This is a genomic window from Lysinibacillus sp. NPDC097279, from assembly GCF_044761745.1.
In the GTDB taxonomy this organism is placed as follows: Bacteria; Bacillota; Bacilli; order Bacillales_A; family Planococcaceae; genus Lysinibacillus.
Map to the genome: position 1 here is coordinate 514,921 of NZ_JBIWDA010000001.1, position 23,569 is coordinate 538,489.

The following is a 23,569-nucleotide window of genomic DNA, read 5'->3' on the forward strand; positions in this document are numbered from 1 at the left end:
AAATTTAGTAAACCACCTCGGGTTATTAGAGGCGGTTTTTTTGAGTCGGTTTTTAAAATTGTATAGATAAATACTAAAATTTGTTTTATAATAATAAAATTGTGGTAAAAATATTTAAAATGAGAAAAATCCAATTTTTTTGTCGAGAAATAAAGGATTTTTAAAATGGATATCGAATTGTGTTCTAGAACGTAAATTAAAGATGGTGATGAATTTGGCAGGGAAAATACCAGAAGAAGTGATTGAGCAGATTCGTACACAATCAGATATTGTGGATGTCATAAGCGAATACATGCAGCTAACAAAGCGTGGGCGCAATTGGTTTGGACTCTGTCCGTTTCATGGAGAACAAACGCCATCTTTTTCTGTGTCAACAGACAAACAGATTTTTCACTGCTTTGGTTGCGGTGCAGGTGGTAATGCTATTACTTTCGTCATGGATATCGAAGGGATTTCTTTCCCGGATGCTGTTGTAAAACTTGGTGAACGTGTTGGTATGCATTTAGATGTAGGTCCAAGTTTACCAGAGGCGACGACAAAGATATCTAAAGTGGAAGAGAGGATGAAAGAAGCACATGCCTTTGCGGCAGATTTTTTCCATCATTTACTGCTAAACACAGAAGATGGTGAAGAACCTTTAAATTATTTGCTAGAAAGAGGATTTACAAGGGAACTTATCGAATCTAATAGCATTGGATGGTCTCTCCCAAGCTTTGATGCATTAACGATATTGCTTGAAAGAAAAGGTTATAACTTACAAGAAATCGCAGATAGTGGTCTAGTTATCAAACGTGAAGGGGAAGAACGCTATTTTGATCGTTTTCGAGGACGTATTATGTTCCCGATTCGTGATGAGAACGGTAAAATTATTGCCTTCTCAGGACGAATTCTGTCATCGACAGGTGAAGAGGCAAAATATTTAAATAGTCCAGAATCACCAATTTTTCAAAAGAGTGAAGTGCTATATAACCTAGACAAGGCACGAACCTCTATTAGAAAAAATCGTCAAGTAGTGTTGATGGAAGGTTTTATGGATGTTTTGGCTGCAACTTCAGTTGGCGTAACAAATGCCGTTGCAACAATGGGAACCTCGCTTACGAATCAGCATATCACAAAGCTAAAACGCTTAGTAGAGCAAGTTACGATTTGTTATGACGGTGATAATGCTGGATTTGATGCGGCGAAAAGAGCGGCGCAGTTACTCCAAACGGAACGCATGAAAGTTAATATTGCGGTGATACCAGATAAACTCGATCCTGATGAGTATATTCAAAGTCTAGGTGGACAGGCTTTTAAGGAACAGATTTTGGAAAACCCACATACGTATATTGCTTTTATGATGATGCATGCTAGACGAAATAAGAATTTTCAATTTGAAAATGATACGCTTCAATATATTCAAGAAGTACTCGAACAATTAGTAGGTAGTTCCTCACCAATTGAGCGAGATTTGTATATCCGACAGCTATCAAATGAAACGACGATTTCGGAAGAAGCTATTTATGCCCAATTCCGAAAACTAGAGGCAAATCAAGTACGCTCTGCGAAAGTGGAAATGCCAACGCATACACCTTCGATGCCAGTCACGCAGCAACAAAAGCCTATGGACGCAGCCGAACGTGCCGAACGTTTATTACTGGCTCATATGCTTCATAATATAGATGTAGTGGACAGGGTATTACGTAGTGAGCAAACAGAGCCTTTTGTAAGAGATGCATATATGGCTGTTTTTGTTCGATTGGTAGGATTTTATGAGGAATATGGTCATCCAGATTATCAGCGCTTTGTAGAAATCTTAGATGACGCTGAATTACGCAAAATTGTTATGGAAGCTGCTTTAGTAGAACGTGATCCTGACCAGGCTGAATCAGAAATCGTAGATTCTATCCGACAGCTTCAAAAATATAGAATTGAGCAAGAAATTCATCAAAAGATGCATGAGTCAAAGGAAGCGGAGAAGATGCACGAGTATGCGCGTGCTCTAGAAATCGCCCAACAGATTATTCATTTAAGAAAATCGTTATCGGCGATTTAACCCGATTCGGTTGTTTAGAAGGAGGAAGGTTTATGGCGGACAAGTCTGAACGTTCAAAAGAGGTAGAAGTAGAAATTACATTAGATGAAGCAAAAAAATTACTACAAGAAAAGGCGAAAACAGAAGGTGAAATTTCGATGAAAGAAATTTCAGAGAAATTATTGCCTTATGAATTGGAAAATGAAGAAGTTTTCCATTTTGCTGAAGACCTTGAAAAAAATAAAGACATTCAAATTATTGGTAAAGAGGAATTTGAAGAAGAAAGCTTAATGAAAGAAGAAGCTAACGAAGAAACGTTCGATTTAAATGATTTGAGCGTACCTCCAGGGGTAAAAATTAACGATCCTGTACGTATGTATTTAAAAGAGATTGGCCGTGTAGATTTACTTTCTGCAGAGCAGGAAATTGCTTTAGCAGAGCGTATTGAGCAAGGTGACGAAGAAGCACGTAAACGTTTAGCAGAGGCAAATTTACGTCTTGTTGTATCGATTGCAAAACGTTATGTTGGTCGTGGGATGCTATTCCTTGATTTAATTCAAGAGGGGAATATGGGGCTTATTAAGGCAGTTGAGAAATTCGACTACCGTAAAGGCTTTAAATTCTCAACATATGCAACTTGGTGGATTCGTCAAGCAATCACACGTGCAATTGCTGACCAAGCACGTACAATTCGTATTCCTGTACACATGGTAGAAACGATTAATAAACTAATCCGTGTACAACGTCAATTGTTACAAGACTTAGGTCGTGAACCGTCTCCAGAAGAGATTGGTGAGGAAATGGATTTAACACCTGAAAAAGTACGTGAAATTTTAAAAATTGCGCAAGAACCTGTATCTCTTGAAACACCAATCGGAGAAGAAGACGATTCACACTTAGGGGACTTCATTGAGGACTCTGAGGCACAATCTCCTTCTGACCATGCAGCATATGAATTGTTAAAAGAGCAACTAGAAGATGTTTTAGATACATTAACAGACCGTGAAGAAAACGTACTTCGTTTACGTTTTGGTTTAGATGATGGACGTACACGTACATTAGAAGAGGTAGGTAAAGTATTTGGTGTAACGCGTGAACGTATTCGCCAAATTGAGGCAAAAGCACTTCGTAAGTTACGCCACCCTTCTCGTAGCAAACGCTTAAAAGATTTCTTAGAATAATTAACCAATACAATCCATTTATAATAAATGCAAACCCCGCCATCCTTTTAAGTGGCGGGGTTTGCCTTGTATTGGGCATTGCGACGAGCTGAAGAAACCAGAAGAAACTTTAAATAATTGCTAAAGGTATGTAAAAATATATAATTTGAACGGTTCTGTAGTCTCGTTTTTGCGACTTTTTACAGATGCTCTTTCATGAATTGTGAGATAAAATTGTATTACAACCATTATTAAGCAATGTTTGGAGAATATACGATGACAAATCCACGGAAAAAAATTATTTTAAATGAGATATTGTTTTGGAAGCAAAATAAGCTATTGCCAGAGCACTACTGTGACTTTTTAGCGACTCTTTATGCAGAAGGAAATGATATAGAGGAGTTAGAGTCTGCAACTCATAAACAGGCTGTATTGCCTTTAGAAAAAAGAAAAATGTTGTTCTTCATTGTGGTATTAAGCTTGAGTATGATGGTGCTCTTGTATTTTTATTTTACAGTAACTACTTTATTGCTTTTTTTAACAGGCATTGTAGTGATCGCTGCAGTTACATTATTCATATTAGCTTTCCGTTTTGCGAGCCAAAATAACTTATTAGCACCTGCTCTGCATATTATTGCTGCTATATTGTTATTTAGTTTATCGATTCGCATGTATACTACATATTTTAGTGGAAATAATTTAGCGTTATTTGCCTTTATCGCGGCAAATTGTGCCGTGTGGTTATTTTCAGGGTTAAAAATGAAATTGCTTTACTTCACAGTCTCTGGGGTACTCGGCCTAGTGGCACTAATTGGCTATTACTTGTATAATTTTATGTAATTTAAATACCCTTCTATGACCTATTCTTTGTGCATAGAAGGGTATTTGTTTTTTTAATATAGCAGTATGACTTTATTGAAAAAGTAATTTTGTGAGAAGTTTAATAAAAAAATAGCAATTAATATTATATTAAAATAATAGTATGACCTATTTATGCAAATATCATTATAATTAGGCAGCTTAATACAGCATAAAGGTTTAACTCGCAAGTCGTAATTTTATTTTCATTGTTAGACGTATATGAATGCATTGCAAGTGGCAAAATATTTGCGAGCAGAAAACGAATGTTAGTGTGGAAAGAGTTCTCCATAAGCCCAATTATTGGTTTTAACAAGACATATTTTATCCAATTGATACAGAAATGTCGAAAATGTTACAAACAAAGGAAAACTTAGCGAATGGGGCTTTTCGTTTCATGTGTAATGCAGTACAATATTAGATGTTGACTGATTCTATATTATAATAGAAGTAGATTTATTAATGAGGAGGGGAAACATATGAAAAACAATCCAGTCGTTCCTTACATCTTGATTCTGGCATTTGGTATAGGTCTTATTTTCTTCATGTCTTTACAAGGCGCAGATAACAAGAAAGAAATTGCTGCTGAACATGAGGGTGGTGGCGAAACTACAGAAGCTAATGATGATGGTTCTGCATTAGTACAAACTTGTATCGGTTGTCACGGTGGTGACTTAACTGGTAGTGTTGGTCCAAACCTACATGGTTTAGATGAAGCTCATATCGTGGACGTGTTAACTAACGGTATTCCAGGAACTCCAATGACACCAGGAATGAAAAACGAAGCAGAAGCGAAAGCAATCGCTGAGTACATCTCTACTCTAGAATAGTTTAAAAAAGTGGCTGTACTAAAAGTGTATTTACGCTTTAAGTACAGCTTTTATTATGATAATGGAGTTGCTCAAAATATGAGACAACTCCATTTGTTTTTTTGTCCAACATCATACATACTAGAATGGACTCTATATAAGGTAGGCGGTTAAAAATGAACGCACAAAAATTATCAAAAAGATTAGAAACAGTGGCAAAATTTGTTCCAACAGGTGCGGTTGTGGCGGATATTGGCAGTGATCATGCTTATTTACCTTGCTATTTAATTCATAAGGAAATAGCTACTTGCGCAGTAGCAGGCGAAGTTGTGAAAGGTCCTTATGATTCAGCGGTTGGACAAGTGAAAAAGGAAGGATTAACGGAAAAAATCACGGTTAGATTAGCTGACGGCTTAGCTGCAGTGGAAGAATCAGACCATGTAGATACTATTACAATTGCTGGTATGGGTGGTCCACTTATTGTGTCCATTTTAGAGAAACATCCCCAAAGTTTACAAGGTGTCACTCGTCTAATATTGCAGCCCAACATTCATGCAAAAGTTATACGGGAATGGGCTTTAAAAAATAATTGGGCAATTCTGGACGAAGATATTTTAGAGGAAGACGAAAAGATCTATGAGATTCTTGTCTTACAACGAGGACCGATGGAGCTAACAGAAGCAGATATTTTATTTGGACCTAAACTAGTACTTCGAAAATCACCAGCATTTATGAAAAAATGGAATAGAGAAAAAGAAAATTGGCAACGCGTTTTACATTCTATTGAAGGGGCCGAGCCAACACTAGAAATTAAGGAAAAACGTGCAGAATTAAAAGCGCTACTTCATTTAGTGGAAGGAGTTTTATAGCATGAAATCTGTTAACGGTCAGGAAATTATACAGTTATTTGAATCATGGTCGCCAAAAAAACTTGCCTGTATGGAAAACGATCCAATTGGACTTGCAATTGGCACGTTAAATAAACCAGTAAGTAAGGTTTTAGTCACATTGGATGTCAATGAAGCAGTAGCGGACGAAGCTATCGCTCAAGGATGTGAACTGATTATCGCACATCATCCGCCAATTTTTAGACGCCTAGCCAATATTCGTACTGATAATCCTACAGGACAATTATACGAAAAGCTTATTAAACATGATATTGCTGTATATGCCGCACATACAAACTTAGATGTGGCGGAAGGTGGCGTCAATGATTTATTGGCTGATGCATTGATGCTGGAAAATCGTTCTATTTTAGAAGAAACGTATGCGGAGGATGTTCTGAAGCTAGCTGTATTCGTACCAACTGCAAATGCGGATACATTACGTGAGGCATTAGCGAAGGCAGGAGCTGGTCGTATAGGGGCATATGAAGCATGTAGCTATACTACAAGTGGGGAAGGTCGATTCCGCGCGCTAGAAGGGGCTAATCCGTATGTTGGATCGGTTGGTGAGTTACATGTAGAGGAAGAAGTCAAAGTGGAGGTTGTATTCCCAACGCCTATTAAAAATCGTGTATTAAAAGCGATGTTAAATGCCCATCCATATGAGGAGCCAGCATATGATGTAATTCGCTTAGATCAGCAAACGAATATTATGGGATTAGGACGTGTTGGCTATTTACCTGAAGAAATGACGTTAAAAGGCTTTGCGGAATTTGTAAAGAAACAACTAGATGTGCCAGCTGTTCGTGTTGTCGGCGATTTGCAATCTAAAGTAAAAAAGATTGCCCTTGTTGGCGGAGACGGAAATAAGTATATTTATACGGCGAAGCATGCTGGAGCAGATGTGTTTTTAACAGGTGATATGTATTTCCATACTGCACAGGACGCACAAGCAATTGGTTTACAAATTGTAGACCCAGGTCATCATGTAGAAAAAGTAATGATTGCAGGGGTTGCGAAAAAAATGGCGACGATGTGTGAAGCAAAAAAATATACAGTAGAATTTGTTCAATCTGCTATTCATACAGAACCATTTTTATTTGTTTAAGAGAGGGGAATGGGAGTGGCAAATGGGAGACCTGCTGGCAATAATGCGGGCAAGTTATGGATAATGATTGGTTTACTAATTGCTGTGTTCGGAGGCGGCATGACAATTATGACGAATATGATGAATGAGAAAAAAATAGATGCAATGACCGAGCAATGTGAAGACGATGGGGGCAAAGCTATTGTATCGAAAGAAAAGAATTTTTTATCAACAAACTATTCGTTTGAATGTAAAAAATAGTATGTGAATAAACGCAACTTTTAGAGGTAATTCCTTTAAAGGTTGCGTTTTTTTTGTTGTAAATGAACTATTGTCTATAGCCAATTTTTATTTAACTGCTGTTGATTTCCGCTACGGGAGGACGCTTTCCGCGGGCACACCGTAAGCCGCAACCCTCGCTAACGCGCGGTCTGTTGCGTCTTTCGTTGTGTGCTGTTCCCGCAGGAGTCGCCTCCCTCCGCTACAATCAACTAGTATCACATTCCTAGATAACTATTGCCGTTGAATTCCGCTACAATAAACTAATCCTGTAGGTTGGGGAGTTCGAATTAATAACTATTAAAAATAATTGCCAAAGGACATCAAGGGTGAAGATGCATATTGTTACCACGTTAATCAATATTTAAAAAATATTGATTTTTCTATTAATTTGCGGTATATAAAAATTAATTAAATGAGAATCGATTGAGAATGTAAATTGAACTAATGTAGAAAAGTGTTGACGACAACAATAATGCTAGAAAAGAGGCGGTGAAAATTAAAAAGATTCCAGCACCATATTTATCTAATTCTACTATTTATTTTGTTATTATCATTAATCAGGGATTATGAAAGTCAGCCTATTTGGATAAAGGTTTTTGGGATATTTGGCATTTTAGGATTTTCCGTACTCACATATTTGGAGAGAGATAAATTTTTCAAAAGGTAAAGCGCTCTATCAAATTTTTATCCATTACATAATAATAAATAGCCATTAAACATAATTATTCCTCGTCAAATGAAAGGAGGTGAGCCATATGTTACCCAAAAAAACTGTGAGGGTGAAAATAGTCGTGTTAGCGTTGGTGGCATTATTGTTATGGCCATCTGGGTTTTGGCAGTGTCACATCATGTTATGTATGATCCTTTAATTGTTGCAACAACAACAGTTGTCACACAAAGTGATCCATTCAACCGCGGAGACGTTTCTCGTAAATGTTTAGCACCAGGACCAATGACACAATATCCAAATGAAGGTGGCACTTGGGAGTATGGATTTTGGAATGCTAAAGTTCGTTCATACTACACAGTGGATCGCTGTCATGGAAGCACGGTGATACTGAATTCATATCTTAATTATGATTAATGACTTAATAAATATTTTTTTACTTAATTTGAACAATTAAATTAGCAAACTTTAATAGAATTATTGATTTTGAAGGGGGATTTCTGTAAGAAAAGAGGAGGTGAAAATGCGGTGAAAATTAAAAAAATTCCAGCACCATATGTTTATCTAATGCTAATATTTATTTCGTTACAATCATTAATCAGGAATTATGAAAGTCAGCCTATTTGGGTAAAGGGTTTTGGTATATTTGGCATTTTAGGATTTTCCGTACTCACATATTTGGAGAGAGATAAATTTTTCAAAAAGTAAAGAGTCTATCAAATTTTTATACATGATTTATGGAAGGAGATAATTATGAAATTTAAAAAATTCGCATTAATAGTGTGTTGTTTAGGATTAATAGGGAGTATGTTTTCATTTGATTTCACGAATGTACATGCAGTACAAATGGATTCTAATTCGGATGAATCAGGAACAATGGACCCTTATTTAGAAGAATATCTAAATGATCTTGTTTTTAATGAAGATACCGATTTTTATAAAATATTAACAGCAATTGAATTATTACCTTCTGATATGGAGGAACTGAGTGCCGATGAAATGGCAGAGTGGTTATCTTTAGAATCCGGTGTAGAAGTGTATGCAGAAGGGGATTCGTTAGTTTTCCCTACTTTTAAAAATAAAGAAGTTCCAATTGGGCTTTCTTCAAGGAAAAGCATGACAACTTTTGCCTCTTGGACTGACTATGCTGGGTGTATTGGTGCTGTTGGATTAGCAGCACTACAAAATGCATTACCAATAACAAAAGTGGTGAAAATTAGATCTACTTTACAAGCTTTAGGCGGGGCTACTAGAGCCATTCGTGCTATCCATACAAACTATAAGTATTATCGATCTCAAAAATATTCTGTTCAAACTTCTTTAAATAAAGCAATAACTGATATTGTTGATAGAAGAAAATTAGGTGCTGATACAAGACAATTATTAACAGAACTATTTAGTGTAGGTATTGTTATAAATTCGTGTAAGAAATTGTTTAGCTATGAATTTGATGAAAAAAGACTAGATGGAAATAAGGTTGCTGTAAACACATTATCTTCTTAATACTGTTTAGATATTAAAAATAGATACATCATTTTTTTATGAATACTAGAGAAGATTAATATCGATTAACTCGATTAATTACTATAGCTTCCATACTTATATTGGATAGGAAGTTATCTTTCCTTGAAGAGATCCGCAAAGCAAGTATTTTATCGGACTAGTCATCGGTACAATTAAATGACTAAAGGAGTAATTGATATGATTATTCAAACAAAGGATATCGGCATCGAAATTAGTGGGAAAACGATTTTTTCTGATATTTCATTTGTGATTAACCCTCGTGAAATGATTGCCATTACTGGTCCGTCTGGTAGTGGCAAAACAACACTTTTAAACTGTCTAGGGCTTATTCAATCAGTCAATAGTGGGGAAATAATAATCGAAAATCAAAATGCTAGTAAATGGAAGGAGAAAGAAAAAACAAGTTTTTGGAAAGAAAAAGCGGCATTTATTTATCAAGACTATGGCATCATTGAAGATGAAAACGTCAGTTATAACGTGACATTAAATAAGCGACAAGCAAAAACAAAAGTTATTGACGAAATCCTACATACAGTTGGACTCGGTGGAAGAGGTCAAGATATGGCGGCTGTTTTATCTGGGGGAGAAAAACAGCGATTAGGCGTAGCGCGTGCAATTTATAAGAAAGCTACTATTATATTTGCGGATGAACCAACAGCCTCTCTTGATAAATCGAACAGAGAAATTATTATTAATCTATTAAAAGCATGTAGTCAGAACGGTGCTAGTGTCATTATTGCTACACATGATGAACGGCTAGTCAATGTTTGCGATAGAAGTATAAATTTGCTTGAATTTGACCAATTGAGGGAAAACGGCAAGTTATAGTTGGTCGCTGTTCACTGGTTACGATCCATTTGTATGTAAAAATAATTTAAATGGCCACTATACAAAATTTAGCCTTAGTCTATACTTGATTTAACGGTATGCAGAAGGGAGTGGCGAAATATGTTTATCCGTTTAACAAAGGAGCAACAAGAGCAAATCATCGCCGATATACAACGCTTTTTCTATAATCAACGAGATGAGGATATTTCGGATTTTGAAGCGGAAAGATTATTTGATTTTGTGAAAGAAAATATTGCTCCATATATTTATAATGCAGCGATTTCAGATGCAAAATATGTAGTGGATAGTCAATTATCAGCTATTGAAGATGAGCTAGTAGCTTTGGAGCGCCCAATAAAAATAAAATGAGAACAAAAAGAGAAACGATTATTAGAAAATCGTTTCTCTTTCTTTAGTGGGAACAATTTTTATTCGTATACTTTAGTTTAAAATCAAAAAAATGACAGTTGAATAATTGACAAGGACAATATAAATATGGTAATTTTATCTCGAATTAAAGATACATGATTCCGAAGCAATTGAGAAGTGAAGGTTGCTTTATGATTTTTGATTGAATAAGGTACTGTTTATTTGAACACCATGAGTAAGAGCGCAAATTTTTTGAAATTCACCAAAGAAAAAAGCAATCAGAAAAACACTTTTTGGGTACGAATAAGGAGGAATAGAGATGTTGAAAATTGGGATTATTTTAGGTAGTACACGTGAAGGGCGCGTAAGTCCACAAGTTGGTCAGTGGGTAAAGGAATTAGCAGAAAAACGTCGTGATGCTGAATATGAAATTATCGATATTGCCGATTTCAAGTTACCGCTTTTAGGAGAACCAGGAGGCGATGCTTCTGGAGCCGCAGCATGGTCACAAAAAGTTGCTGCTTGTGATGGGTTTGTTTTTATTGTGCAAGAATACAATCATTCTATTTCAGGAGCGCTTAAAAATGCTTTAGATTATTTACGTGAGGAATGGAATAATAAAGCAGCGGGTATTGTGTCATACGGTTCTGTAGGTGGGGCACGTGCGGCGGAACATTTACGTGGTATTCTTGGAGAATTATCGGTTGCCGATGTACGTGTACACCCTGCATTGTCTTTATTTACTGATTTCGAGAATGGTAATGTGTTTAAACCAAAAGATGTGCAAGCTGATTCAGTAAACCAAATGTTAGATCAAGTCATTCCATGGGCAACAGCTTTAAAAACAATTCGCTAATAAACGGTGGAATAATAATAGATTGCAAATAGCATGCTGGCGTATGTCCAGTATGCTATTTTTTGGTGTTTTTCTGGTGTCAGGCACCCAAACAATTTTGAAAAAAAAGAAAATTCCCCATTGGTCACTCCATTGCATTATGTTAATATAGCCGTATAACATTAGTTAGTTCTTCCGTGAAATCGAAATTCACATTCTAATTACAAGGTGGGGAAGTATATGAAAACTATAACTGTTCAACATTATGATGCATTTAGCCATGTCCCGAATATGGGCAATCCAGCTGGCGTTGTAGTCGAAGGAAATCAATATAGTGAGCAAGAAATGCAAGAAATTGCGAAAATGGTGGGCTTTAATGAAACAGCCTTTGCTTTGACGTCTGAAAAAGCTGATATACGCATTCGTTATTTTACACCAGGTCATGAAGTCGATTTATGTGGACATGCCACAATGGCGACTATTTATGCATTACAAACACAAGGTTTATTAGCAAACAAAACGTCTATTACAATCGAAACAAAAGCAGGTATATTACCCATTCGTCTAGAGGAAAAAGATGAGAAGCTATACATAACAATGCAGCATGCTGCACCACAATTTGAAGCATTTAATGGCTCTAGAGCTGCGCTTGCTGAGTCAATCGGTATTGACGAGGATGAATTGCATTCAGACTTACCAATTGTCTATGGTAGCACTGGATTGTGGACCTTACTAATACCTGTCCAAAAATTAAGCTCTTTCAAAAAGATGAATCCACAAACCGCTACATTTCCGTCTATTTTAAAGGAGATGCCAACAGCTTCCTTGCATCCATTTTGTTTAGAGGCATTAGATGAAACGGCAGACATGCATGCGAGACATTTTTCTTCACCGTACTCTGGCACAATTCAAGATATCGTAACGGGAACAGCTTCAGGTGTAATGGGAGCATACTATGCAAAGTATGTTAAGAATGAAATAACATTTCCGAAAACCCTTATTGTTGAACAAGGACAAGAGCTTGAGCGAGACGGTCGTGTGTATGTACATGTAAATAAAGCAGACAACCATTTAGACATTTCGATTACTGGAACGGCTGTCTATGTCAACGAATTAAAAGTGCAAATATAAGTGCCAGTCACTCAAACAATTTTCACACAATTTTAAACAAAAGAGACTGTTCATCTCCAGAACAGTCTCTTTCATTACTTTTGAAAAATATCACAAACTCTACCTATTTGGCCATCCGTTAAACGAACCTTAATGCCATGTGGATGATGTGAAGAATTGGTTAAAATATCTTTGACAATCCCTCTTGTTTTCACCCCTGTTCGTTGATCTTTTTTGAGGACAATGTTGACCTCAAGCCCTGGGTGAATATCTTTTCTATTTTGACCGTTCATATTTAACCTCACATGTATATAGAATGATTCAAATTATAGCATAGTTGCAGTTAGTTACCAATTGCAAAAAGTGATTGAAAGAGTGAGGCTAATAAAGCAACGAATAAAGTATCGTCCGTCTGGAACAGTTTATAAACAATGCCTTCTCGTACAATTCCATCTTCTATGTAGTTAGCACTGGCAATTTTTTCATCATTACAATATAAATAAGCTGTTGATGTGAAATCTTTCTCAAAGCGAAAAATAAGACCATCCATCGTAAAGGAATAGGAAGATTCTAATAATTGAACAGTTTTTCTTTGGATAGGTATGATACTCCTATCAGGCATGATGATTTCATGACTGACATCTTTTGTGAGTAGTGTAGAACGCACTTGAAAAAGGGGTTCTCCGTGAATTGTCCGTGTTTCGTAACGGTGCGGTAACGGTTGCTGCGATGCTATTAGTGAGGCTGCATTGAGCACTTTCCCGATGTTTGAACGCTCAACTTTTTGAAGTAAGCAAACTGTTTCATTTTGACTGTTTACAATTGGTAATTTTGAAAGTCTATCAAATGCTTTTGGATATGCAAGTGTAAATGTTGCCATAAAAAACCTCCAATCTACTTACTATACGAGTAAGTTAGACTGGAGGTTTCACTATTTTGAATAGAAATAAATATCCCGCTCAATGCACGTTTTCTTGAGTGGAATGATTCATTATGTATCGCTGTAATAAAACTACATTTGATTGTAATTGCACTACATAAATGTAATAATATTTCGAGAAAAAAAGAGAATAAGTAACAATATTATGCCTTTTAAAAAAAACGAACTTGTGATGAAATTGTGATTGTAGTAAAATTACATTAATTTCAGGAGGTGATTTATTGTTAAGTTTTGAAGAACGAATTAAAAGTAAGGTGAATACGCTAACAATTTCGGAGATGAAAGTTGTTGAACAGCTGAAAATGCATAAACAACCATTTTTGTTATCCATGAACGAACTCTCAACATTAAGTAATGTGAGTGAGCCGAGTGTTGTTCGTTTATACAGAAAGCTTGGGTATGCTAGTTACCAAGAGTTAAAAGTGGCACTCGCTCAAGAGCAAGTGAGTAACCATTACACCTCAACGTCGAATCAAAATGAGATTAAGGATGAGGATCTTGCAAATGTTGTTTTTGATAAAATAGCAGATCAGCTTTCTATAGCTATGTCGATGACTAAGGAGAAAATAAATATCACCCAGATGGAAGAAGCTGTTCAAATTATATCTAAAGCAAGAAGACTTTTTTTCTTCGGACAAGGTCTTTCAGGTACGATTGCAGAGGACGGCGCCCATAAATTTATGAGAATTGGCGGTACGACTATTGCTGTTCAAGATCCACATTATCAAGCGATATATGCCAACCATATGAATAGTGAAGATGTTGTCATTGTAATTTCTCATTCGGGAGAAACGGTCAATATTATAGAAGTTGTTAAAATGAGTCAAAAAAGCGGAGCATTTGTCATTGTGATTACATCAAATGCCAATACAACGCTTGCCAAAATGGCTGATATACTACTCCTTACACAGGCACAAGAGACTGAAATACGGTCGGATGCGATGGTAAGTCGCCTTGTACAACTAGCTTTAATAGACACATTATTTACTAGGGTTGTTGCCATTGGAGGTAGCCAAGTAAAAGAATCTATCAATATTTCACGCTTAGCTGTTACAAGAATGAAAAAATAAGCGTTTAACAAAAGTGTATGCGTTGTCACCTTAGAGATAAATGAATTTAAGGAGGATACATTAAATGTTAACAGGTAATTCACTCATTATCGGGTTTGTTCTTGCTCTCATTGTTTTATTTGTCCTTATTATTCGATTCAAGTGGGATGCTTTCGTCTCTCTTTTAGTAGTCGCCCTTAGCCTCGGCTTATTATCAAGCATTCCTGCTAAAGAAGTTCCCAGTATCATCGCCACAGGATTTGGCAACACGCTAGCTGGTGTCGGTATTTTAATCGGACTTGGGATAATATTTGGTCAATTTTTAGCATCATCTGGTGCGATTAATAAAATTGCTACTGGAATGCTTCGCGTTTTTGGAGTCAAAAAATCTCCATACGCAATTGCCATGACATCCATTACTGTGTCAATTCCTGTATTTTTTGACGCAGCCTTTATTATTTTACATAAATTAATTCAAAACCTTTCTTTTAAAACAAAAATCTCACTTACTACTTTTGTTGCGATTCTTTCGATTGGGTTAATTACAGCTCATAGTGTAATTATTCCGACACCAGGACCATTGGTTGTCGCAGACCAAACAGGGGCAGATATTGGGATGTTCTTTATTTATGGATTGTTAGTTTCTATTCCTGGCGTACTAGTTGGCGGTGTAATCTATGGGAAATTTATTGGCAAGCGAATTACAAATGAGAGCCGTCTTGATGAATCTGACATTTCGGAAGTAGACAGCTCGCTTTCAGGAAGAAAAGAAATTTCAACCGCTCTTTCTTTTGGAATGCTCGCTTTACCAATTATTTTGATTTTATCAAATACATTAATAAATTTACTTTTCAGAGACAACCCAGAACAATTCGTTCCGACATTTTTCTCAGTTATAGGAGATAAAAATGTTGCGCTATTAATTAGTGTGCTTGTCGCAATGTTTGTCTTAAAGCCATACATCAAGGAGGAGACTAAAACCGTTTTTGCCAAAGCTTTAGACCAAAGTGGAGCGGTCATCCTTATTACGGGTGCTGGGGGCGCCTTTGGAAAAGTTGTTCAAGAAACGGGCATTGGTGATTTAATTATTAGCATGATGCAAGGGCTAAACATCCCTGCTATATTACTCGCTTTCTTATTTGCACAAATTCTTCGTGCTTCGCTCGGATCTGCAACAGTTGCTCTTGTTACAACATCTGCCATTATGGGGCCGTTAGCGGCAGACCTAGGTGTATCACCAGTCGTGTTAGGTCTTGCAATCTGTGCTGGTGGTATCGGTTTATCACTACCTAATGATTCTGGTTTTTGGGTAGTAAGTAAATTTGGGCGTTTATCGATGACGGAAACAATTAAAGTTTGGTCAATCGGTGGTTTCTTATCAGGGGTGACAGTATTAATTTTCGTTTTCGTTCTAAGCTTGTTCCAAGGAATTTTACCAGGTTTATAATTTACTTGTTTAAAAGGCGGATGGCTAGTCCACCGTGATATTGAGTTGATTAAGAGGCATGAGGTACTTTATATCAGTGAATGAACAACTAGATTGGAGCTGAAGTTAAATTGAAGAAAAAAATAGGATTTATTGGACTTGGCATTATGGGCACGCCTATGGTTCGCAACCTTTTGAAAAAAGGGAACGAGGTGACTGTGTACGACCTAAATACAATAGCGGTTGATACACTAGCAAAAGAAGGGGCAAAAACAGCTACCTCTGGAAAAGAGGTTGCACTAACAAGTGATGTTGTAATTACAATGTTGCCGGAAGGGAGACATGTTCAGCAAGCTATTTTTGGAGAACATGGAGTTATGCAAGGTGCTCGTGAAGGAATGGTCATTATTGACATGAGCTCTGTCACACCAGTTGAATCAAAAGAAATGTTCGAGCTTTCTGCAAAACAAGGAGTTCATTTTCTTGATGCACCAGTTAGTGGTGGCGAGCCAAAAGCAATTGATGGGTCACTAACTATCATGGTTGGTGGAAAGGAAGATGTTTTTGAAAGTGTTAAAGACATTTTATATGATATGGGGAGTGACATTGTACTTGTCGGTGACGCAGGTAGCGGATCTACTGCAAAGCTTGCAAATCAAATTATTGTAAACCTAAATATTGCTGCGATATCAGAAGCACTTGTGTTTGCGACAAAAGCAGGTATTAATGTGGAAAAAATGTATCAGGCAATTCGCGGTGGTCTTGCAGGAAGTACTGTAATGGATGCAAAAATTCCAATGATGCTGGATCGGAATTTTAAAGCGGGTGGACGTGTCGACATTAATCTGAAAGATCTAAACAATGTAATGCATACTGCTCACGAGCTAGCTGTTCCACTTCCGTTTACAGCACAGCTTTTAGAAATTTTCTATTCTTTAAAAGCTAATGGAAAAGAAACCCTTGATCATGCAAGCATTGTCCAGCACTATGAGAAATTAGCAAATGTTGAAGTTTCAAGAGAGGTGCGATAAATGACAGCGAGTAAAGCATCTGAACTATTAGTAGGCTTTCATGAACCAAGTCGCGAGCAAATCCAAGCAAAACTAGTGGATGCTCGAAAAGGGTTTAACCATAAAATCGTTATTCTTGATGATGATCCCACAGGTGTACAAACCGTGCATGGTGTTTCCGTTTATACGGATTGGACAAAAGCAAGCATTAAGCAAGGGTTCCGTGAGCAAAATCAAATTTTTTTCCTGCTAACAAATTCTCGCAGTTTTACCGCTGAGGAAACTATAGTTGTTCATCAGGATATAGCTCGCTGTGTACATGAGATTTCTGTACAAGAGGGAATTCCTTATCTACTAGTTAGCCGTGCAGATTCTACATTGCGAGGTCATTATCCGATCGAGACTGAAACAATGAAAAATACGATTGAAGAAATTTCTAATACGAGGTTTGACGGGGAAATCCTAATTCCTTTCTTTAAAGAAGGTGGTCGTTTAACAATCAACAATATCCATTTTGTTCAGTATGGAGAAGAACTTGTTCCTGCTGGTGAAACGGAGTTTGCTAAAGACCGTACGTTCAGCTTTAGCTCATCGCATCTAGGCGAATGGATTGAAGAAAAAACAAATGGTGTTTATAGAAAAGACGATACAATTTATATTAGCATTGAGGATTTACGTTCACAAAATATTGAAGCCATCAAAGCACAGTTGATGGAAGCTAAAAACTTTAAGAAGGTCGTTGTAAATGCAGTTGTTTACAGTGATGTTGAAGTGTTTGTAATTGCCTTGCTTCAAGCTATAAAAGCGGGAAAAACGTTTATTTTTCGAAGTGCCGCCTCCTTAACGAAAGTACTAGGAGGTATTTCAGATAAACCATTTTTAACTAGAGCAGAGCTTATTGCCGAAGAGTCCTCAAATGGAGGACTAATAGTAGTGGGCTCACACGTTCAAAAGACAACAGATCAATTGTATGCTCTTCTTGATAGCGGTCTCGTAACAGGTGTAGAGTTTAATGTTCATCTTGTTCATGATAATGATAAATTTCAACAGGAAGTTAACCGTGTCCGTATAACGTGCGAACAGCTGATTACTTCTGGAAAGTCCGTAGTTTATTATACGCGTCGGGAAAGATTGGACTTAGGTGAGGATCAAGGAGAAAACGAGCTTCAATTGTCTGTTAAAATATCACAAGCAGTGACAAGCATTGTCCATGACTTAAAAGTACGACCGAAGTACATAGTTGCAAAAGGTGGAATCACTTCTTCAAGTGTGGGAACAGTGGGATTATCAGTAAAGCGAGCTGAAGTAGTTGGTCAAGTTAAACCAGGCATTCCAGTGTGGAAAATAGGAGAAGAAAGCAAGTTTCCTAGTTCATCTTTCATTATCTTCCCTGGCAATGTTGGGACAACTAACACGTTAAAAGAAGTTATTGAAGTATTAGAGGGGAAACCAGGTCATACGTTGAACGAATTATAGAGATGTAACTGTGTAAAAACACCTCCAATCTACTTCCTAATTAGGTAAGCTAGACTGGAGGTTTTATTGTTATTAATTGGAAATCATTTTACCTGATAAAGCACGTTTCTCTTGCTCTGGATCGAATTCATTTTCCATTTTAGATACAACGACTGTCGCTACACCGTTACCAATTAAGTTTGTTACAGCGCGTGCTTCAGACATAAAACGATCGACACCGATTAACAGGGCAATCCCTTCTACAGGAATCATAGGGAATGCAGCGAGTGTTGCAGCAAGTGTAATAAAGCCTGAGCCAGTTACCCCTGCAGCTCCTTTAGAAGTTAACATTAATATAGCAAGTAAAGTAAGCTGATGCCAAATATCTAAATCAACCCCATAGGCTTGTGCAATGAAAATAGCCGCCATTGATAGATAAATAGAAGTACCGTCCAAGTTAAAAGAATAACCAGTTGGTATAACAAGGCCGACAACTTGTTTCGAACAGCCGTAATTTTCTAATTTGCGCATCATCGAAGGGAGCGCAGATTCAGAAGAAGATGTACCAATAACAATGAAAATTTCATCTTTAATATATTTAATGAATTTAAATATACTAAAGCCAAAGTAATGTGAAATTAAGCCAATAATGACAACAATGAATATGAACATTGTAATATAGACAGATAGCATTAAGAACCCTAAGTTCCCAAGAGATTTTATACCGAAGTTCCCGATAGTATAGCTCATAGCACCAAATGCTCCAATTGGAGAAATTTTCATGACCATATTAACAATTTTAAAGAATATATCTGCTACTTGCTCAAAAAACTTGATAACTGGTTTAGCGGGTTCACCAATAGCTGCTGCTGCTAAACCAAATAATACAGCAGAAAATAAAACTGGTAATAACTCGCCATTTGCAAGGGCACCGACAACATTATCAGGGATAATTTGCATTATAAATGCCCCAAAACCATGTTCAGCAGCTGCAGCTTGTTCTGTATATTGTGAAACATCCGCAGCATTTGCGGCATCTGTATTAAATCCTTTACCAGGTTGAATGATATTAACAATAAGTAAGCCGATTGCCAATGCGAATGTCGAGACAATTTCAAAATAAATTAAGGCCTTACCACCAATTTTACCGACCTTTTTTACATCACCCATGCTACCAATCCCGATAACAACAGTTAAGAAAATAATAGGTGCAATTAACATTTTAATTAATTTAATAAAAATATCAGCTAATATTTTTAAGCTAGCACCGAACTCTGGGAATGCAGCACCAACAATAATACCGAGTACAATGGCAATTAGCACCTGTACCGTTAAGTTTTTAAAATTTATTCGCATAAAACTTCCCCCTAAAAATATGTGAACTTTGTGAACGCTTTCATGTGGTTATCATAGCTGAAATTTTCCGACAATAGGTTTTATGGCCGTAAAGTTTCTATTGTTCATTTTGTTCATTTTTCATTTAATTAGGTAAAAAGCTAGTAATATCAACGGTTTGAAGCTGTTTTATAGTAGATAACAATTTTGCTAAACTATTATAATACAAAAGAAAAAACCCCACATAAAGTGGGGATAGATTTTTAATGACCAAAAGCTTTAAGGAGATACTATCTTTTGAATTTCAGTCAAAACTTTTTGCTGTTTAACATTAGCTCGATAGAAGTCATAAGCAGGTGCTAATTTTTCTTGAAAACGTTGACGTTCCTCTTCACTCATCATATATATTTCAAAATCATTTTCTTGCTGTAGCTTTCGTAAATCAGTGTCATTTATTAACACAGCCTGCTTAAATTGCCATTCGGTTGTTTCCTTCATCGCATCCATAAGCTGATTTTGGACTTTTGTCGGTAACTGTTCCCAAAATTTTTCGTTCATTAAAACTGAATAGCCTAAAATCCCATGATTAGTTAAAGTCATATTTTTTTGAACTTTATAAAAGCCCTTAGAATAAATATTCGAGGCAGTATTTTCTTGGGCATCGATAGCGTGTGTTTCTAAGTCAGTAAAAACTTCACTAAAGGAAATTGGCACAGGCGTTGCACCGACTAAGCTAAATTGCTTTTCAAGTGTTTTACTAGGCATTGTGCGTATACGTAACCCTTGTAAGTCTTCAAACGTATGAATGGGATGCTCAGCTGTTAATTGTTTAAAGCCATTGTGCCAAAAGCCGAGACCCCTTACTTGAAAAGGCTTTAGCTCATCTAATAATTGCTCACCAATTGGTCCTGTTAGTACTTGACGAACTTCATCATCTGTATGAAAAAGATAAGGGAGATCAAGCACTTGCCAATCGGGTACATAGGAAGTCATTTTAGAAAAAGTAGGAATAATCATCTCTACTTTCCCATCTTGTAAAGCCTTGAATTCATTTTCATCGTTAAATAACGAGGCATTTGGATAGACATGCACTTTTACCTTGCCATTTGTTTTTTTCTCAACTAGTTCAGCAAATTTCGTTGCAGCTTGTCCTTTTGGCGTATTTTCAGCTACAACATGACTCAAATGTATCCTAATTTGGGTATCGAGGCCCTTTTGTTCATCATCATAGGGGAGCGTTTTCGAAAATAATAATCCTTGCTGTATACTAAATACAATAGTTAAGATCAAAACGGTTGCAATAGTTCCAATAATAAATTTTTTCATATTTTTACACCCAATTGATTCGTATTTTCACATGTTTTTGTTATTCTAACATAAGGCATAAGCTAAAATATAGTAAGAGGGAGGCAATGGTCTTGAAATTTCAAAAGTTATCGATGAAGGGCAAAATCATGTCTCTTACTTTTTTTATACTTTTGTTGTCTTTTAGTATTGGTGGAACTTTTTTGCTTGGGTTTGTTATGAATGAACAGAAAGAAAAGCTGGCGGAACAGGCATTACTTGTTGCAAAAACGGTCTCACAGCTACCAGAAATGAAAACTGCTATTACTAATAGGGATTTTACAGAAGCGACTGAACATATTAATCCTGTTGTTGAAGAAATACGAGATATTAATGGGGCGCAGTATATAGTTGTTCTCGATATGCAACGACGAAAATATTCCCATCCAAATGCGGATGAAATTGGTACAATCTCACAGTCTGGTGATTTAAACGCTGCATTTTCTGAACATTTTTATACATCGATTGCACATGGTGAGTATGGAGATATGGTTCGAGCTTTCGTGCCAATTATGACAGATGATGGACGTCAAATTGGTGTTGTAATCGTTGGCTATAGTGTATTAACTGTGAGTGAACTTTTATTATCAATCCAAAAAGAGCTAATAATTACAGTAGCTTTATCCTTATTATTTAGTGCTTGGGGTGCTCACACGTTAGGTCGGCATATGAAAAAACAAATGTTTGGATTAGAGCCCCACGAAATCGCTAAAATGTACGTAGAACGCACTGAAACATTTAACGCGATGCATGAAGGGATTATCGCCATTGATACGGAATTGACGATTACCATTTTTAATGAAAAGGCATGTGATATATTAGGTGTGGCTGAGCGACCATCATCACTAATTGGGAAGAAAATTTTCGAGGTGTTGCCAGATACGCGGTTACCCGAAATATTAGCGCTAGATCGTCCTCTCTATAATCGTGAACTCTATATAAATGATCATAGCATTATGAGTAATCGTATTCCGATACAGGTTAATGGGAAAACCGTTGGTGCTGTAGCGATGTTTAAGGATCGGACAGAGGTGAAGAAACTAGCCGAGGAATTAACGGGAGTCAAGGCATTTGTTCAGGCATTACGTGTACAAACACATGAACATAAAAATAAATTGCATACGATCGCTGGCCTTTTACAGCTTGGACATCATGAACAAGCACTTTCCTATTTAACACAAGTAAAGGAAGAGCATGATGAAATCACGAATTTTTTAAATGAGCGCATTAAAAATGAAAATATTTCGGGGTTATTGCTTAGTAAAATTGCTCATGCGAAAGAGCATGGCATTACATTAGAAATAGACCGAGCGAGTCGTCTCACAACATTTCCTAAAAATTTAGATCATCATGATTTTGTCATTCTATTTGGGAATTTAATTGAAAATGCATTTGATGCATTAAAGGATAGTCCCGTTGAAGAGAAGATTGTGCATATTTCAGTAGATGAAGATGATGATGTACTTGCAATTTTAGTAACAGATAACGGAGTGGGCATGACGGAAGAAGTAAAGGCACAAATTTTTAAAAATGGCTATTCGACTAAAGAAAAAAAGGGCCGAGGTATCGGATTGTATTTAATAAAAGAAATCGTGCAAAAAGGACAGGGTGAAATCGAAGTAATCAGCGAACCAAGTAAAGGGACAAGCTTTTTAATAACATTTTATCATTCTTAGTGTTCGGAAGTTTTACTTTATAAAGGACATTGTATGAAAGCATACATTATGCACTTCATGTGAGAGAAGTGTATTGAATTCGTTTAATAGAAGAAAGTAGTAATCGATTGTATGGAGGGCTTGATAGTGACGCAGATTAACGTGTTATTAATAGAGGATGATCCCATGGTGCGGGAGGTAAACCGTCAATTCATTGAAAAAGTTGCTGGATTTAAGGTAATAGGGCAAGCGTCGAATGGGGTAGAGGGAATAGACAAAATCAATACGCTACGACCAGATTTAGTGTTTATGGATATATTTATGCCAGAGCAAGATGGTATAACAAGCTTGCGAAAAATTCGTGAACTCAAAATTCCTGTCGATGTGATTACTGTAACAGCAGCCAATGATATGGAAACGGTAAAACAAGTTTTGCATCTTGGTGTCTTTGATTATATAATGAAGCCATTTTCATTTGAACGAGTGCAAGGTACGCTAGAAAACTACATGCGATTTAAGCAACAAATGCTAACCCAAAGGGAGCTAACGCAAGGAGAGCTCGATCAGTTATTCCATTATCATAGTGGAGAAGGGAAGGCTGAAGTAGCAAGTGAGGAGAAAACCGAAAAAAGCTTGCCAAAAGGTTTTAATCGAGCGACACTGGAGAAAGTGGTCCATTATTTGCAATCGGTAGATGGTGCATCAGCAGAAGATGTGGCAAGCGGTGTTGGAATTGCACGCGTAACAGCAAGACGATACTTAGATTATCTAGAAAAGCAAAAGGAAATAACGATGGATGTTCATTACGGTGGCATTGGTCGTCCGATTAATTATTATTTTAGTAAGTAATAGGAATAGACAGAGACATTATTTTGAAATTTTATAGGGTAAGGTGTTTGTGAAGTAGGCGATAACTGCGATAAAAGCT

Annotated in this window: 24 protein-coding genes; 20 read left to right on the top strand and 4 right to left on the bottom strand. The window is 36.7% G+C overall.

All coding sequences use genetic code 11. The annotated features are described in order from the left end of the window. Nucleotides 1–202 precede the first annotated feature (202 nt). From dnaG to ACIQ1H_RS02480, 14 genes are all read left to right on the top strand, one after another. Nucleotides 203–2,035, top strand: a complete 1,833-nt coding sequence (dnaG, locus tag ACIQ1H_RS02415) for a DNA primase (protein WP_402886254.1) — start codon at nucleotides 203–205, stop codon at nucleotides 2,033–2,035. Nucleotides 2,036–2,067: 32 nt separating this feature from the next. Next, nucleotides 2,068–3,195, top strand: coding sequence for an RNA polymerase sigma factor RpoD (gene rpoD, locus ACIQ1H_RS02420; RefSeq protein ID WP_172772072.1), 1,128 nt, complete (start codon nucleotides 2,068–2,070; stop codon nucleotides 3,193–3,195). A gap of 255 nt (nucleotides 3,196–3,450) precedes the next feature. Beyond that, nucleotides 3,451–4,014 (top strand): hypothetical protein, encoded by a 564-nt coding sequence (locus tag ACIQ1H_RS02425; protein ID WP_402886256.1) that lies wholly within the window; start codon nucleotides 3,451–3,453, stop codon nucleotides 4,012–4,014. A 497-nt stretch (nucleotides 4,015–4,511) separates the two neighbouring features. After that, the gene (gene cccA, locus ACIQ1H_RS02430) at nucleotides 4,512–4,862 is read left to right on the top strand and encodes a cytochrome c550 (protein WP_172772070.1); all 351 of its coding nucleotides are present in this window, start codon (nucleotides 4,512–4,514) and stop codon (nucleotides 4,860–4,862) included. A gap of 155 nt (nucleotides 4,863–5,017) precedes the next feature. Beyond that, nucleotides 5,018–5,710 carry a tRNA (adenine(22)-N(1))-methyltransferase gene (locus ACIQ1H_RS02435; RefSeq protein WP_402886258.1) on the top strand — a complete coding sequence of 231 codons (693 nt, stop codon included), beginning with the start codon at nucleotides 5,018–5,020 and terminating at the stop codon, nucleotides 5,708–5,710. A 1-nt stretch (nucleotide 5,711) separates the two neighbouring features. Continuing rightward, nucleotides 5,712–6,833 carry a Nif3-like dinuclear metal center hexameric protein gene (locus tag ACIQ1H_RS02440; protein ID WP_402886260.1) on the top strand — a complete coding sequence of 374 codons (1,122 nt, stop codon included), beginning with the start codon at nucleotides 5,712–5,714 and terminating at the stop codon, nucleotides 6,831–6,833. Nucleotides 6,834–6,842: 9 nt separating this feature from the next. Next, entirely contained in the window at nucleotides 6,843–7,073 is a 231-nt protein-coding gene (locus ACIQ1H_RS02445) for a hypothetical protein (RefSeq protein ID WP_402886262.1), read from the top strand. 838 nt (nucleotides 7,074–7,911) lie between these two features. Further along, a complete protein-coding gene (locus ACIQ1H_RS02450; RefSeq protein WP_402886264.1) occupies nucleotides 7,912–8,178 on the top strand; it encodes a lactococcin 972 family bacteriocin in 267 nt (88 codons plus the stop codon). A gap of 111 nt (nucleotides 8,179–8,289) precedes the next feature. Beyond that, nucleotides 8,290–8,469 carry a hypothetical protein gene (locus ACIQ1H_RS02455; protein WP_402886266.1) on the top strand — a complete coding sequence of 60 codons (180 nt, stop codon included), beginning with the start codon at nucleotides 8,290–8,292 and terminating at the stop codon, nucleotides 8,467–8,469. Between the two features lie 45 nt (nucleotides 8,470–8,514). Beyond that, entirely contained in the window at nucleotides 8,515–9,264 is a 750-nt protein-coding gene (locus tag ACIQ1H_RS02460) for a hypothetical protein (protein WP_402886267.1), read from the top strand. Nucleotides 9,265–9,462: 198 nt separating this feature from the next. Next, entirely contained in the window at nucleotides 9,463–10,113 is a 651-nt protein-coding gene (locus ACIQ1H_RS02465) for an ABC transporter ATP-binding protein (protein WP_402886269.1), read from the top strand. A gap of 120 nt (nucleotides 10,114–10,233) precedes the next feature. Further along, nucleotides 10,234–10,482 carry a DUF2164 domain-containing protein gene (locus ACIQ1H_RS02470; RefSeq protein ID WP_402886271.1) on the top strand — a complete coding sequence of 83 codons (249 nt, stop codon included), beginning with the start codon at nucleotides 10,234–10,236 and terminating at the stop codon, nucleotides 10,480–10,482. A 319-nt stretch (nucleotides 10,483–10,801) separates the two neighbouring features. Further along, the gene (locus ACIQ1H_RS02475; protein WP_172772062.1) at nucleotides 10,802–11,338 is read left to right on the top strand and encodes an NADPH-dependent FMN reductase; all 537 of its coding nucleotides are present in this window, start codon (nucleotides 10,802–10,804) and stop codon (nucleotides 11,336–11,338) included. A 219-nt stretch (nucleotides 11,339–11,557) separates the two neighbouring features. Beyond that, the gene (locus tag ACIQ1H_RS02480) at nucleotides 11,558–12,448 is read left to right on the top strand and encodes a PhzF family phenazine biosynthesis isomerase (protein WP_402886273.1); all 891 of its coding nucleotides are present in this window, start codon (nucleotides 11,558–11,560) and stop codon (nucleotides 12,446–12,448) included. 74 nt (nucleotides 12,449–12,522) lie between these two features. On the opposite strand, the gene ACIQ1H_RS02485 is transcribed toward ACIQ1H_RS02480, so the two are convergent. After that, nucleotides 12,523–12,720 carry a YwbE family protein gene (locus ACIQ1H_RS02485; protein ID WP_337980783.1) on the bottom strand — a complete coding sequence of 66 codons (198 nt, stop codon included), beginning with the start codon at nucleotides 12,718–12,720 and terminating at the stop codon, nucleotides 12,523–12,525. A 50-nt stretch (nucleotides 12,721–12,770) separates the two neighbouring features. Further along, nucleotides 12,771–13,307 (bottom strand): tubby C-terminal domain-like protein, encoded by a 537-nt coding sequence (locus tag ACIQ1H_RS02490; RefSeq protein WP_402886276.1) that lies wholly within the window; start codon nucleotides 13,305–13,307, stop codon nucleotides 12,771–12,773. A 281-nt stretch (nucleotides 13,308–13,588) separates the two neighbouring features. On the opposite strand from ACIQ1H_RS02490, the gene ACIQ1H_RS02495 reads away from it, so the two are divergent. The 4 genes from ACIQ1H_RS02495 (at nucleotide 13,589) to ACIQ1H_RS02510 (ending at nucleotide 18,328) form a co-directional block, all read left to right on the top strand. Then, entirely contained in the window at nucleotides 13,589–14,437 is an 849-nt protein-coding gene (locus tag ACIQ1H_RS02495; RefSeq protein WP_402886278.1) for a MurR/RpiR family transcriptional regulator, read from the top strand. A gap of 64 nt (nucleotides 14,438–14,501) precedes the next feature. Then, nucleotides 14,502–15,863: a GntP family permease gene (locus ACIQ1H_RS02500; protein WP_402886279.1), complete on the top strand. Its 1,362-nt coding sequence runs from the start codon at nucleotides 14,502–14,504 to the stop codon at nucleotides 15,861–15,863. 110 nt (nucleotides 15,864–15,973) lie between these two features. Further along, nucleotides 15,974–16,873, top strand: coding sequence for a 2-hydroxy-3-oxopropionate reductase (gene garR, locus ACIQ1H_RS02505; protein WP_402886281.1), 900 nt, complete (start codon nucleotides 15,974–15,976; stop codon nucleotides 16,871–16,873). Then, the gene (locus ACIQ1H_RS02510; protein WP_402886282.1) at nucleotides 16,874–18,328 is read left to right on the top strand and encodes a four-carbon acid sugar kinase family protein; all 1,455 of its coding nucleotides are present in this window, start codon (nucleotides 16,874–16,876) and stop codon (nucleotides 18,326–18,328) included. Nucleotides 18,329–18,400: 72 nt separating this feature from the next. On the opposite strand, the gene ACIQ1H_RS02515 is transcribed toward ACIQ1H_RS02510, so the two are convergent. Beyond that, nucleotides 18,401–19,663, bottom strand: coding sequence for a dicarboxylate/amino acid:cation symporter (locus ACIQ1H_RS02515; protein WP_402886284.1), 1,263 nt, complete (start codon nucleotides 19,661–19,663; stop codon nucleotides 18,401–18,403). A gap of 258 nt (nucleotides 19,664–19,921) precedes the next feature. Then, the gene (locus ACIQ1H_RS02520; protein WP_402886285.1) at nucleotides 19,922–20,968 is read right to left on the bottom strand and encodes a TRAP transporter substrate-binding protein; all 1,047 of its coding nucleotides are present in this window, start codon (nucleotides 20,966–20,968) and stop codon (nucleotides 19,922–19,924) included. A gap of 86 nt (nucleotides 20,969–21,054) precedes the next feature. On the opposite strand from ACIQ1H_RS02520, the gene ACIQ1H_RS02525 reads away from it, so the two are divergent. Together ACIQ1H_RS02525 and ACIQ1H_RS02530 are read left to right on the top strand one after the other, a co-directional pair. After that, the gene (locus ACIQ1H_RS02525; protein ID WP_402886287.1) at nucleotides 21,055–22,662 is read left to right on the top strand and encodes an ATP-binding protein; all 1,608 of its coding nucleotides are present in this window, start codon (nucleotides 21,055–21,057) and stop codon (nucleotides 22,660–22,662) included. Between the two features lie 126 nt (nucleotides 22,663–22,788). Next, nucleotides 22,789–23,490, top strand: a complete 702-nt coding sequence (locus ACIQ1H_RS02530) for a response regulator (protein WP_402886289.1) — start codon at nucleotides 22,789–22,791, stop codon at nucleotides 23,488–23,490. The last annotated feature ends 79 nt before the right edge of the window (nucleotides 23,491–23,569 follow it).